Source organism: Photobacterium jeanii (genome assembly GCF_001650345.1).
Taxonomy (GTDB): domain Bacteria; phylum Pseudomonadota; class Gammaproteobacteria; order Enterobacterales; family Vibrionaceae; genus Photobacterium; species Photobacterium jeanii.
The window spans coordinates 829,238-842,784 of record NZ_LVHF01000033.1 but is presented as its reverse complement, the minus strand read 5'-3'; the positions used below and the strand labels follow the sequence as shown (position 1 = coordinate 842,784).

At 43.7% G+C, this 13,547-nt stretch carries 13 protein-coding genes and 1 riboswitch; of the genes, 10 read left to right on the top strand and 3 right to left on the bottom strand.

The window, feature by feature from the left end; genetic code table 11:
- Positions 1-250 precede the first annotated feature (250 nt).
- Positions 251-376, top strand: a riboswitch (TPP riboswitch).
- Positions 377-445: 69 nt separating this feature from the next.
- The 8 genes from thiD to A3K86_RS21125 all read left to right on the top strand — a co-directional run bounded on the left by thiD (position 446) and on the right by A3K86_RS21125 (position 7,699).
- Positions 446-1,276: a bifunctional hydroxymethylpyrimidine kinase/phosphomethylpyrimidine kinase gene (thiD, locus tag A3K86_RS21160; RefSeq protein ID WP_068336275.1), complete on the top strand. Its 831-nt coding sequence runs from the start codon at positions 446-448 to the stop codon at positions 1,274-1,276.
- A 72-nt stretch (positions 1,277-1,348) separates the two neighbouring features.
- Positions 1,349-2,113 (top strand): ABC transporter ATP-binding protein, encoded by a 765-nt coding sequence (locus A3K86_RS21155; protein WP_068337144.1) that lies wholly within the window; start codon positions 1,349-1,351, stop codon positions 2,111-2,113.
- 28 nt (positions 2,114-2,141) lie between these two features.
- The gene (locus A3K86_RS21150; RefSeq protein ID WP_232322055.1) at positions 2,142-2,915 is read left to right on the top strand and encodes an ABC transporter permease; all 774 of its coding nucleotides are present in this window, start codon (positions 2,142-2,144) and stop codon (positions 2,913-2,915) included.
- Positions 2,916-2,992: 77 nt separating this feature from the next.
- Positions 2,993-3,934, top strand: a complete 942-nt coding sequence (locus tag A3K86_RS21145; RefSeq protein WP_068336270.1) for an ABC transporter substrate-binding protein — start codon at positions 2,993-2,995, stop codon at positions 3,932-3,934.
- A gap of 27 nt (positions 3,935-3,961) precedes the next feature.
- On the top strand, positions 3,962-4,627 hold the full coding sequence (tenA, locus tag A3K86_RS21140) for a thiaminase II (protein ID WP_068336268.1): 666 nt from the start codon (positions 3,962-3,964) through the stop codon (positions 4,625-4,627).
- 241 nt (positions 4,628-4,868) lie between these two features.
- Positions 4,869-6,344 (top strand): transcriptional regulator, encoded by a 1,476-nt coding sequence (locus tag A3K86_RS21135; RefSeq protein ID WP_068336265.1) that lies wholly within the window; start codon positions 4,869-4,871, stop codon positions 6,342-6,344.
- 195 nt (positions 6,345-6,539) lie between these two features.
- The gene (locus A3K86_RS21130; RefSeq protein WP_068336263.1) at positions 6,540-7,040 is read left to right on the top strand and encodes a hypothetical protein; all 501 of its coding nucleotides are present in this window, start codon (positions 6,540-6,542) and stop codon (positions 7,038-7,040) included.
- 230 nt (positions 7,041-7,270) lie between these two features.
- Positions 7,271-7,699, top strand: coding sequence for a hypothetical protein (locus A3K86_RS21125; protein WP_068336260.1), 429 nt, complete (start codon positions 7,271-7,273; stop codon positions 7,697-7,699).
- A 117-nt stretch (positions 7,700-7,816) separates the two neighbouring features.
- On the opposite strand, the gene dbpA is transcribed toward A3K86_RS21125, so the two are convergent.
- Entirely contained in the window at positions 7,817-9,202 is a 1,386-nt protein-coding gene (gene dbpA, locus A3K86_RS21120; RefSeq protein ID WP_068336257.1) for an ATP-dependent RNA helicase DbpA, read from the bottom strand.
- Positions 9,203-9,530: 328 nt separating this feature from the next.
- Between dbpA and A3K86_RS21115 the strand changes: the two genes are divergently transcribed.
- Together A3K86_RS21115 and A3K86_RS21110 are read left to right on the top strand one after the other, a co-directional pair.
- Positions 9,531-10,082, top strand: coding sequence for a hypothetical protein (locus A3K86_RS21115; RefSeq protein WP_068336254.1), 552 nt, complete (start codon positions 9,531-9,533; stop codon positions 10,080-10,082).
- 108 nt (positions 10,083-10,190) lie between these two features.
- A complete protein-coding gene (locus A3K86_RS21110) occupies positions 10,191-10,733 on the top strand; it encodes a hypothetical protein (protein WP_068336252.1) in 543 nt (180 codons plus the stop codon).
- Positions 10,734-10,761: 28 nt separating this feature from the next.
- Here A3K86_RS21110 and A3K86_RS21105 read toward each other — a convergent pair whose 3' ends face one another.
- Complete coding sequence (locus A3K86_RS21105) at positions 10,762-11,397, bottom strand: DNA-3-methyladenine glycosylase family protein (RefSeq protein WP_232322054.1); 636 nt, start codon at positions 11,395-11,397, stop codon at positions 10,762-10,764.
- Between the two features lie 225 nt (positions 11,398-11,622).
- Positions 11,623-13,473, bottom strand: a complete 1,851-nt coding sequence (locus A3K86_RS21100) for a beta-ketoacyl synthase (protein ID WP_068336249.1) — start codon at positions 13,471-13,473, stop codon at positions 11,623-11,625.
- Positions 13,474-13,547 lie beyond the last annotated feature (74 nt).

Below are 13,547 nucleotides of genomic sequence, written 5' to 3'. Positions count from 1 at the left end.
TTCGATTGAAGCCTGATAATACGTTATCAGGCTTCCTTTACACCTCTCCCCCCTTAAGATGACGTAGGCTACCTTTGGTAGCCTTTTTTGATCTCCGCTCCCCACTATCCAGCTCATCATGCCAACGCGTCTGTACTCAGATAACTGGCAGAATTAGATAAATTCACATTTAGACTGGATGACTATCACTTTTCAGTTATATAATCCGGTCAGTTTTCAGTGATGAGTCATTTGACCTTCATCCTGTAAAGCATGTTAGTCGGGGAGCCTTGGGCTGAGACTGCGAGATACAAAGTACATCTCTTTGTATTGTTGAGCGGGACCCGTTGAACCTGATCCAGTTAACACTGGCGGAGGGAACTAACAGCAGTGCCCTCTTCCTGATCCTAAGTTTCGATCATCTTTGGCACCTGTTATCCCTGCGTCTCATATTTTAGGGGTAATTATGGTAGCGCCATCTAAAACACCAATCACATTGACTATTGCCGGCTCTGATAGTGGCGGCGGTGCAGGTATTCAAGCGGATATCAAAGCGATTTCAGCCACAGGTGGTTATGCGTGCTCTGTCATCACAGCCTTAACCGCACAAAACACACTAGGTGTGAGTGGTATTCTGTCCATCCCAACTGACTTTGTTGAACAACAGCTTGATGCGGTGTTTACCGATATGGATGTCAAGGCTGTCAAAATCGGCATGCTGAGTGACAGTAACATCATCAAGGCTGTAGCTGCTAAGTTAAAACAATACCAACCAAAGCATTTAGTTATCGACCCTGTTATGGTTGCCACCAGCGGTGACTTATTACTACAGCAAGATGCAATCGAAACACTAAAAGCTGAGCTACTTCCACTAGCAAATGTCATTACTCCCAACCTACCAGAAGCCGCTGCTTTGCTAGATTGTGCTATTCCACAATCACAGCAAGAAATGGATAACCTTATCGATGAACTCCGCGCTTTGAATACAAAAAACGTATTACTCAAAGGCGGTCACCTAGAAAGCAGCGATACCAGCACTGATTTACTTATCACCGCTGATGACGTTTTCCGTTTTAGCACCCAACGCATTCAAACCCAAAACACTCATGGCACAGGCTGTACCTTGTCAGCCGCTATTGCCTCGTTCTTGGCACAAGGCTACCCATTAGTTGAAGCTGTCACCCATGCTAAAGGCTATATCTCTCACGCTATTTACCATGCCGACGAACTAGAAATTGGTTCGGGTCATGGCCCTGTTCATCACTTCTTTGCTGGTCACTTTGATCCAACGGCATAAGCGATGATTCAAAATACTCATTCTGAACAAGAGCAGCTATCTAGCTCGCTGCTAGCTTCTACTCGTGCGGGTATGGAGATCAACTTGACTCAATGCCAACTTCGCTATCTCGATAACGAGGCACCACTGTTCTCCAACCTCAATCTCCATTTACCAAAAGGTAAATGGAGCTGCATTCTTGGCAAAAGTGGTTGCGGAAAAACATCACTACTGCGATTACTAGCCGGATTATTGGACTCCCAAGCGACCTGGCATGGGCAACTTACAACAGATAACGACACTGTTTTATCTGAGCAAGTTGCTTATATGGCGCAGCAAGATCTGTTATTGCCTTGGTTATCGGTACTCGAAAATGTCTGTTTGAGCTTACGATTTAATCAAGTTCAAACCGATAAAGCGGCACAGGATAAAGCCCACCAGCTCTTAGTCTTAGTGGGATTGAGCGAGTACATTCATGCTCGTCCAAACCAACTATCGGGCGGAATGCGTCAACGTGTGGCATTAGCTCGCACCTTAATGCAAGACAAACCCGTCGTGCTAATGGATGAGCCCTTCTCTGCGTTAGATGCCGTTACTCGCCATAAGCTACAAACCCTGTCGGCAAAGTTATTAAAAGGCAAAACCGTCTTGTTGATCACCCATGATCCACAAGAAGCATTACGCCTTGGTGATCAGTTATTGCTGATGTCAAGCGCGAATGCACGCAGTGATAAAAAAGCGGCTTCTCAAATTGTGACTTTACCAGTGCCCCAAACCGTACCACCGCGTGATTTCAGTGCAGAACTCGCCGAGCACCACCAGCAGATCATCGAACGTTTGGAGCAAGATTATGCCTAGTCATCCTCAGCTCACGCTCCAAAAGGTGATGCAGCAACAATCAAAACGTTCAGGGCTTTCTCACCCTGTTATACGTTTACTCGTTAGCACAGTGATCATCCTTAGCTTATGGCAATTGGCAGTGATCATTTTTGCCCTACCCAGCTTTATTTTGCCTGGTCCTGTGGCGGTGTTCGAAAAGCTTATCCAGCGTTGCGATGTGCTTTTCTATCACGCATCTGTTACAGCTGCGGAAGTCGTATTCGGTCTTCTGCTTGGGCTTTCAATGGGCTTATGCTTTGCGCTACAAATGCTGCTATTTGATCCCTTACGTCGCTGGTTACTGCCGATTTTAATCGCTAGCCAAGCAGTTCCTGTCTTTGCCATTGCCCCTATTTTGATGCTCTGGCTGGGCTACGGCATGGCTTCAAAAGTCGTTATGGCAGGGCTCATTATCTTCTTCCCCGTAACCACTTGCTGTTACGACGGTTTACGCCATACCCCTACAGGCTATTTAGATCTCACCAAAACAATGGGCGCTAACAAATGGCAACAACTACGTCATATTCGCCTACCTGCGGCTCTGCCTGCGTTAGCGTCAGGAATCCGCGTAGCTGTGGTTGTCGCGCCAATTGGTGCTGTTGTCGGTGAATGGGTTGGCTCAAGTGAAGGATTAGGCTACTTGATGCTACAAGCTAACGCCCGAATGTTAATCGATGAAATGTTTGCAGCACTGCTGATCTTATCGAGCTTTTCTATCACTTTATATTTTGCTGCTGATATCGCGCTTAAACGCTTAATTCCGTGGCAAAGCAATAGCTAGCATCAAACACTCGTTAAATAACAAACAGTAACTTATTAAACACAACTAACGTAATGAAACATAATAAAGGCTCAACTATGAAAAAATGGATGATTCACTCTGCGACAGCCCTAGCACTAGGACTTAGCAGCATGGCCGCTTCAGCAAAAGAGATGACCTTGATGCTTGATTGGTTTGTAAACCCAAACCACGGCCCAATTGTGATTGCTCAACAAAAAGGCTTATTCGCTGAGCAAGGGCTAACAATCAAAATCCAAGAACCTGCTGACCCAAGCGTTCCAGCTAAACTGGTCGCTGCAGGTAAAATTGATATGGCAATTTCCTATCAAACCAGCCTAACGACAGATGTAGCAGCAGGTCTCCCTTTAATTCGCTCAGCAACATTGATCGCCACCCCACTCAATACCTTGATGACGCTTGATAACGGCAACATCAAAACCCTTGCAGATATGAAAGGGAAAAAGATTGGTATTGCTATCGCAGGAAATGAAGAAGCCACCATTGGTACCATGTTACAGCGTCACGGCGTTGCATTTGATGAAGTGAAAATCATCAACGTGGGTTGGGCACTCTCTTCTTCATTAGCGTCAGGCAAAGTGGATGCGATTTGGGGTGGCTTACGCAACTTTGAATCAAATCAACTTGCGCTTGAAGGCTACAAAGCTAAGGCATTTTTCCCCGAAGAGCATGGCGTACCTTCATACGATGAGTTGGTGGTGGTAGCGAACAAAAACAATTATGACGCAGCTGTTTTGAAAAAATTCAACACTGCGCTAGAGCTTGCGACTCAATACATTGTTAATCACCCAGAGCAAGCATGGAAAGAGTTTGTTGCATACGCACCAGATACCCTCAACAACGAACTTAACCGCCGTGCATGGCAAGACACACTGCCGCGTTTCGCTCTTCGCCCTGCCGCTGTTGATCCTGTTCGATACGACAACTTCGCGCAATTCATGTTCAAACACAAAATCATTAAGCATGCGCCAAAAGCTGAAGACTACGTCCCTACTCTATAACCATTAAAACAACCATCGAGCATCGCTATGAATTACCAAGATTTGATCCAAGCTTGTCAGCAAGATTGGCAAGACTACACCCAACACACATTTGTACAGCAACTTGCCGCTGGTACGCTAAATAATCACGCTTACCTACATTACCTGAAGCAAGACTTTCTGTTTTTGAAGCATTATGCACGTGCTTACGCATTAGCGGTTTATAAAGCACCGACACTGGCTGACATGCGTGAGCCTCTACCAAGCTTGACTGCATTGTTAGAAACTGAAATTCAGCACCATGTTACTTACTGCAGCCAATGGGGGCTCACCGAGTCTGATATGGAAGCAGAGCTGGAAGATTTTGGTACTGTCGCTTACACCCGTTATGTACTCGATACTGGGATGGCAGGAGATTTATTAGACCTATACGTTGCGCTTGCACCTTGCGCCATTGGTTATGCTGTTATTGGTAACACTTTGATCAATGATGCGACGACGGTTCGTGACACAAACCCATACAATAGTTGGATTGAGATGTACGGAAGTGATGATTTCCAGCAAGGCGCAGGCAAAACCATTGAGCGTCTCAATACCATGCTGGCTGAAGTCGACCTTCATTCAACACGTGGGCAACGCCTGTGCGAGATTTTCCGCACAGCTACACGTATGGAAGTGGCATTTTGGCAACAAGGGTTAAACGCAGCTAAATAGCACCGTCGGTTAGCCTGACGTTACGCTATATCATGAAACCACCTTCGGGTGGTTTTATTTTATGGGCGCTAAAACTTACACATCGCACCTAGCACCACAATTTTCATCCCAAAAGACAGATAATGATTAATAAAGCACAGCTAAGTGTTTGCAATTAACAAAGAACGAGGCTCTAACTTGCTTAGCATACTCAAAATGAATAACCTCACATGTGCTGTTTATTTATCGTTGCGTGGAAGCTATGTCATCTGCTGTGAACTATCGGTTAGACACTGATCCTGAAATCATTTTTATCCCAGAGCAAAACCGCCTACTCCTTAATAAAGAAGAGCGCCACCTTGAGCCACTTCAGGCTCGGATGTTGCACTTCTTCATCCACAATCAAGGCAAAGTACAAAGTGCGAAGATGCTTGCCGATGCCGTATGGGAACGCAGCCATGTCTCGGATAACTTAGTTCGCCAAGTTATCAGCCAACTCCGCAACCAGTTAAATGACCAGCATCGCCCATACTCCATCATTAAGACAATTCCTAAACAAGGTTATCTTTTTGATATTGAGGTAAACGAAATAAAAGAGGCGACAGCGCTCAGTAACAATCCAAAGCAAGACACCACTCCACCACCAACGTCCAAGCAAGAGACTTTCACTGCTCCAACCGAGGAGAAACGCAAGAGAGCCAAACGACAAGTCGCAGTGCTAAGCTTGCTTTCTGTTTTCACGCTTAGCGCAATGGGACTTGGCTATTATGCTTTGCAAGATAGTAGTGATAATGCCGTACAACCCATTATCAACGAAGTAAATAATGAGCATATTATCCCTGTTATTTTTCATGAGTTGGTATTGGATCAAAACAAAGATCTGACCATAGCTCGCAATGTATATAACTATCTTTTCTTTGGCTTAAATTCATCAAATAACATTGTGGGTTATCATTATTCACAAATGACAAGTGACGCTAAAAAGCAACTCACACCGGAAGCGATTTCTTTAAAAGGATGGATAAAAGAAACACATGATGGTTATCACATTAAGCTTTTATTAGATAACCCAAACCTTGATGGTAAAACAAAAGAACTAGATAAAACATTTTCAAAAGAAGATTTCTTTTCTGCCATTGGTGATTTGGTATTATCACTAAAAACAACAATTTCACCAACGGCGTCAGATTACGGCTTTGCCAATCACCGTGTAACTTCGGTTAACTCATACAATGACTGGCAAGTAATATCAAAAGGGATATCCCTATTTTATCAAGGTAAAAACGCAGACAGTTTCAAATTACTGCTTCCTGAGTTTGACAAAATAAAACAGCAAGGGCGTGACAATTACTTACTTGACGCACTCTTTGCCTATGCTGCTTCTATGCAGTACCTTAATGACCATCTCGATGATAATAAACAGCAAGCCCTTATCCATGCCAAAGCAGCCTTTGAAAAGAACCCACGTTGCAACATTGCCAATATTAGTTTAGGTCTTGCTTTAATCGTTAATAACCATAGTGAGCAAGCATACCCATATTTGTTTTATGCAGCTGAAAATTCACCAAGTCCATTAAGTTATTACTTGCTAAGCGTGGCTGATAGCCAAGCGGATAATCCTAAAGGGGCAGAATACAACTATCAGCGCTTCACTCGCCTAAGTCATGGCCAATCAGCTCAACTCGCTGAACTTAAAGCATCTTTACAAAAATCAAACCTTTTCCCTGCAACAAAATAGTTGTTTTTACCGATTCTGTTGAGATACCTCCATAGCCCTGTCTACAAGGTATCTCAGCCAATTGTTCCTTCTTACAGAGCTGCTATCCACTATTTGATTTTTGTTTGTTTTTTTCCGTTCTTGTCTTGCATCAGATCGTCATTACTTATTCGCGGCATAATTTTCACCATCAACAACTCGTAAGATGTGAACATTATGAACAACACAAACAACACCAACTTTCTAAAGTCACTTGCTTTTCAGGTGATCCCTCTTCAAATCTTTTTGTTTGTATTCTGGTTTAAAAATGGATTCATCGATAAAGTCTGTGGCGTATTATTAGGCATAATTACGCCTGAAACAGCTTATCACGGTGATACATGGCAAGGTTGGAAAGAATATATTGTAGGTACTTGGGATAAGAGTGCCGTTGGTCATACTTTTATTAGCCCAACATTCGACTTTATGTTCCCTATTTTGATCGTTTTACAGTGTGTACCATTCATTCTGATTCTTCGTTCTGTTTTCGCTGGTGAATTCATGCAAGAAAAGCAAAGACCTTGGCTATTAAGAGCGGGTATTGCTTCTTTATTTGTTACGGCTTGTATGGCGTTTACTCAAACAATTACTGGTGCAAGCGATGGTCAATACTTATGGCAATTCATTGGTTTTAGCATGGTCGCTATCATGTATATTCGCAATGAAAATGGTAAATAACCGATAAATTAATATAACTATCACTATCCTTGAAGTTCCCTTTTGCGGTATTCTGACTGCTAACCTCAGAATACCGCCTTTTTATTATTCCCTTCTCTTTCAGCAAGCCAAGAAGACACCATAACAACTATCAACTTATTCATATAACGAACCAAGCTCCTAGTTTTTATTTAACAACAAACCTAGTTGGTCGCTTTATATTGCTAGAGAGCATATAAAAGGACTGAATAATGAAAGTAGCAATGAGCCCTTCAATGTCAATTTTTGACTACCAACAGGCAAGCACTAAAGGATTCGCAGCACAGAATGCTAAGGTGCAAGTTAAGCCTATTTTTGAAAACCAAGAATCGACACCAAAGCCAATCGACCATAATAAAAACCTTCACGAACAGATAGAAGCGACAACGGCAAAAGTAATAAAAGCCATGACTCAAGATGAGAATCGAAAAGATGAGCTTCAAAAACTCAAAAAACAGCTAAGTGATAAAGCTGAAGAACTCGTCAAACAAATTAAAAACCTCTCAAAGTTTGATAATGAAGCCTCTAAAAACCTAAAAGAGAGCTTTCAATCACAGCTTATCGAAGTACAAGGTCAGCTTACGAAAGTCATAGAAGAAGAACGAAAAATCTTAGAAAGAGAAGCTCAAAGCAGAGGCTAATACAGACCAATCCTTTAATGTAGATTAGGTTTAGGGCTAGTTGATGTCAAAAATCATATGAAAAAGCCGCTGTTAAAACAGCGGCTTAGTAGTATAAATCTTTGGATAATTAAAGCGTTAGCGGATCACACGAACGCGGAAGTTACGACCCTTCATCTTTCCTTTTTCTAACTTGCGTAAAGCAGGTCGCGTTGCGTCACTGTGAACCGCAACATAAGCACAGTTATCAAATAGGTGAATTTTACCCACTTGTGAACCTTGAATGCCGTTTTCACCCGTTAGTGCACCAAGAATATCACCCGGACGTACTTTTTGTTTCTTGCCGCCATCGATTTGCAATGTCGTCATCGTAGGGCGACGCGTTGGTTTGTTCAATAGCTCCATTGGAGGCAAGATTTCACCTTCAATACGTTTATCAAGGTAGTCTTCCAACAACGCAACTTTGTAATGCTCTTTATCGCTAAACAGAGAACACGCCACACCTTTACTGCCCGCACGACCAGTACGACCTACACGGTGAACATGAACTTCAGTATCACGAGCAATGTGGTAGTTAATGACTGCGTCAAGCGAGTCGATATCTAGACCACGCGCGGCAACATCGGTGGCGACTAAAATTGACGCACTCTTATTGGCAAAGCGCACCAAGGTACGATCACGTTCACGCTGATCTAAGTCACCATGCAGTGCCACCGCACTAAAACCATACATATCTAACGCGTCTGCAATTTCTTGCGCTTCACGCTTAGTATTACAGAACACCACGGTTGATTCAGGCTGGTAATGCTGAAGCAGCAGACGTACTGCCGTCATACGGCTTTCGTTGTCGTCCACTTTGAAGAAGCGCTGCTCGATACTGCTGTTATCATGAGTCGATTCCACTTTCACCATCACAGGCTTGTGCATGATGTCATCCACAATTGCTTTGATCTGCTTAGGATATGTCGCACTGAACAGCAAGGTTTGTCGATCAGCTGGCGCGTAGTCAATGATGGCATCAATCGCGGATTGGAAACCCATTTCCATCATGCGATCTGCTTCATCAAATACCAGTGTATTCAATTCATCTAAGTTTAGGTTGCCTTTACGTAGGTGCTCTTCTACACGACCCGGTGTACCCACGATAATGTGTGCGCCGTGTTCTAGCGAGCCAATTTGCGGACCAAATGGCATACCACCACACAAAGTTAGCACTTTGATATTGTGGATAGCACGCGCCAGCTTACGGATCTCTTTCGCTACCTGATCAGCTAGCTCACGGGTAGGACAAAGCACCAAAGTTTGCACGCGGTAGCGTTTCACATTCAGGTTTGATAGTAACCCCAAACCAAAGGCAGCTGTTTTACCCGAGCCTGTTTTACCTTGGGCAATGACATCTTTACCAGCCAGCATGTGTGGCAAGCTTTGCGCTTGAATTGGGGTCATCTCGTTGTAGCCTAGCGATGAGAGGTTATCCAATAACGCTGGCTTCAGTGATAATGAAGAAAAAGCTGTCTGGCTCAAGATGTTATCCTTTCAGTAGAAATAAGGCTGAAAATGCTTTCAAGGTCGCGCACCTTATCAGTTTGTTACGCTTTCTCCTAGCGATTCTCAACAATAAACCGCTTAGAGAACAGAATCACCACCACAAACCAAAATTCCACGCCCCCCGCATCTTGCAACTCAAATATGCCCCAAAATAAAATTTCACATAAAACCTAACTTTTTATATATAAGTTGAATTATGCATTGATAGCAATAATAAGCCTCCACATTAAACACTAAGCTATCAAAAAGGCTGTAATTCATGCCATAATACAACTTGTTAAAAATCAAACCTCATAAGTAAATCATGCGCGCGTACTTACCTTCTTGTTCCTTTACAGCTATTGGACTTATTGCCCTTTTAGCTTCACCACTTTGTAATGCCAATAACTTTTCTTACAACTATGTTGAAGCACAAGTCATTACAGATCCTGGTGGCGTAGGTATTGCAGGCAGCGTCCCTTTCCATGAGCACGCGCATTTCGTTTACAACGCTCAAACTGCTTTTCAATCAGACTGGCTACTCACTGGTGGTATTGGTTTTAACGCACCCATTGCCGATCGTGCAGATGTTCGCGGCTACCTAAAAGCCCACTCACGTAAGAATGATGAAATACAAGCAGAATGGGGAGAAACCTTCTCTGAGTTCAGTATCGACTTTTCAGTCTGGGCAGATGCACAATCAGAAGTAGGCGCCTCTATCGGTACCTACTTTATGCCGGAAGACGAAGAGTTAGATAAGTTCCATCTATTCTACCGCTATCATGCAACTGATTTGATTTCGATTGGGGTTGAGCTTCACCTTAGCGGCCTGAATGATGGACAAATGCTACTTTCAGCTCGCTATCCACTCGGATAATCACAAAGAATTACCAGTATTAAGCGCCACAACGCTTTTATTGGCTGCTTTTCTATTTGTATTTCTATAAAATGATAATGTAGTTAATTAAAACGATTAAAAATTATCATGTATAAATATACCTGTTTGGTTGGCCTACTGATCGCCAACCTTTTTGTTGTGCCTGCCACCTATGCAAACAATTTCAATTACAACTATGGTGAAGTGCTAGTTCCTCTTAACCCGGGCGGTTTAGGTGTGGGCGGCTCTATGCTAATCCACCAAAATGCTCACGTAGTTGCTGAAGCAACGAGCTCTTTTGATAGTGATTGGTCAATTAGCGCGGGTGCAGGCTTTAACGCCCCTGTATCGCAATTTGCTGATCTTCGTGGTTATTTCAAGGTTCATTCACAGAAATTAAAAAAGTCAGACGATAACTTTGGTCGCTTTTTTACAGAGCTTAGCTTTGATGCTTCAGCTTGGGTTAACCCAGTATCCGAAGTGGGTGTCAGTGCGGGAGCGTATTTAATCTCAGACGACAATACCAAAATGAAGCTACATACCTATTACCGCTTCCACCCTACTCCTACGATTTCACTTGCTGCTGCTTTACATATCAGCGGCTTACAGAATGGCCTGATTATGCTTTCTGCTCGCTACCCTCTTGGCTAGTGCCCCATCTTTTGAGCAAGCAATCGAATTAAGCTGGAGCGCCACGGTAGTAATGCCATAAAAAGAGCGCTCCAGCTGTTCGCCACGGTGTCCAAGTATTAACTATTTCTCTTGTCTGCTTCGCCGTCGGTTTCTCAGCAAACCCTTTCAAACGTCCTAAAGCAACCTGCAAGGCCAAATCATCCGCAGGAAAAATATCGCAACGCCCTAGCGCAAACATCAAATAGATCTCTGCACTCCACTGACCAAAGCCTTTAAGCTCAGTTATCGCTTTTATCGCACTGCTATCATCCATCTCAATCAAAGCATCAGGCTCGAAACGACGCTCCACTATAGCTTCCGCTAAAGATAACGAATACTTTACCTTAGGGCGCGATAACCCAGCTCCACGAATAGCATCAGGTTCTAGCGCCAAGAATGCCTCAGCCGTTAAAACAGGAGTTAAATCGCGCACTCGGCCCATAATTGCTTTTGAAGCTTCTGTTGATATTTGCTGACTGACAATGATCGACAATAAAGACTCAAACCCAGCAGGAATATTACGTGGTGGCGGAAACCCATATTCCTCTAGAGCACTAGCTACATCCTTATCGATGTCAGCTAACGCGAGGATCCCTTGCTGGAGCTGAATTTCATTCATGTGTTTATCTTCCAATAATGACATCACCGCAATCACCTTTTGTCGTGACTTAACTACTCATTTAACAATTAATCGACCAATTAACAGTGTAAACCGCTATCAAAAAGTTAGCGCTTATCGCTATCACACCTACCCAGCTTCGTTGTAATTATCTCTAGATAAGAAAAAGCCACCAAACACTCTCGTGTTGGTGGCTTCGTATTTATCTTTAGCACTCTCAAGATACTAGACGCAAAAATTCATGCTCATTTACGCGTAATCTTGATAAGGGGTCGCCGTTGGTAACGAAATGGCGGTATCGAATGCTGTTAACGTTAGTTGCTCTGGTGTCATTGATACAGATGTTTCATCCATAACACTTTCACCAAAGTGGTAACGCATCACTTCTTTCCCCTGACATGCAGCTTGATCCGCATTCATTGCTTGCTCAGATACAACTTGGTTCTTCGCTTGATAAGCATGAATAGCATCATCACCGTATTTCTTTGCTAGCATAGACATAGTCTGCGCAGGTGATAGCACCAAGCCCGTTGCGTTATTACCACCAAAGCCCTTCGCGTTCACCAGTACCGCTTTGTAGTCTTCACCTTTTTCGCCAGCAAACTGATGATCCATCAAAATGTTCAAGTTTGAGTGGTAGACATCATCAGCAACATGATCAATTGTAGTAATGCCGGGTACCCAACCGTATTGCCATACACCCAAAGATGCCACCAGCTGATCGCCTGCCGCCGCTCCCATTGAGTGACCAAGATACGATTTCACTGCACTAACAGACCACTGATCAATATTGAAGGTTTTCGCCACTTCGTTAAGGATATGGCTTTCTGTTACGCGGTTTTGTGGTGTACCTGTACCATGCGCTTGCACATAAGTTTGCTTCACACCCTCTTCACCCAAAATCGCTTTTGCTAACGCAGCAGCTTTAGCAACAGTGACATAGTTACCAATACCTGGTGCAGAAATAGATTTCTTATTCGCGTCAGCATTCACAAAAACATCAGCAACCGAGCCGTAGATATTCATCCCTAACTTCAGAGCGAGTTCATCATCCATCAACACTACAAACTGCGATGCTTCAGCCATAGTAAAACCCGCGTTACTAGAGAACGGGCGACAGGCGCGGGTGTTATCAACCGTATCGCTGCTATCTAGCGCTTTAAGCTGTTCATCTTCGGCAAGCGCCCCCATCACTCGGAAGCCTTCCATCACTTCAGCAACAACTGGCGCTTCGGCATTACCTACGATCGCTACTTTTGCTTTGCCATGCTGGATATCATGCATACCTTGGCGAAGGTTGTATAAAAAACTCGCACACGCGCCCATATTAGTGCCAGTATTACCAACACTATTAATCACGTAGCCATTAATGAAATCTGCTGGCATTTCTGCAAACGAGAGTGCCATCATTTTCGTGCTAACACGCCCCCCAGTCAGCGGCGCTGCCAACATACCAGATAGTGAATCATCATCAATCTGACCTAATGCACTACCGGCATACACAGAGACTTGATCCGGTTCGATATGCTGAAGAACGGTATCCCACTCTAAACCCAACGAATTGAGTGCATCTGACGCGCCATACACACTCAGCGTTAAGCCACGAGGATGAAAACGTGAGTTATAAAGCTTGGCAGGATCAAAACCAGTAGGGATGTTACCGCCACTGGTGACAGGGTATTGGGTGCGATCTTCTAGCAATGTTGCTAGCTCGCCCGTTACCGTCACCTTGACTTTGTTACCTTGTGATTCCAGTTCCCAGTTATCTGGGATCTTTGTTGGCAGCTTAGATTTACGAACGGTGAAAGTTAACGTATCACCTTCACTCGCTACCTGTGCTTTGTATTGATACAAAATATTGTCAGGGTCAAACGACTCAATTCGACGCACTAAAGTGCCCGCTTTGATAGCTGCAACTAACTCTTCGTTAGCTAACTCAGTTTGTTCTAATCCCATGCGACAAGCTAAATCTTGCCACGTTGAAGCCATCTGCTCTTGAGATAATACATCCGCTACCATGCGTTTATAGCTATGGAAACCTGAACTACGACCGGCAGCATTCATGCCACCAAAGCCAACAATTAGCGGTAACTTTGTCATTTGACGCCTACAGAAAAACAATAATTTGCGGCTAGGTTACCAACTTACGCTGGTTATTCACCTTGTATTTATGC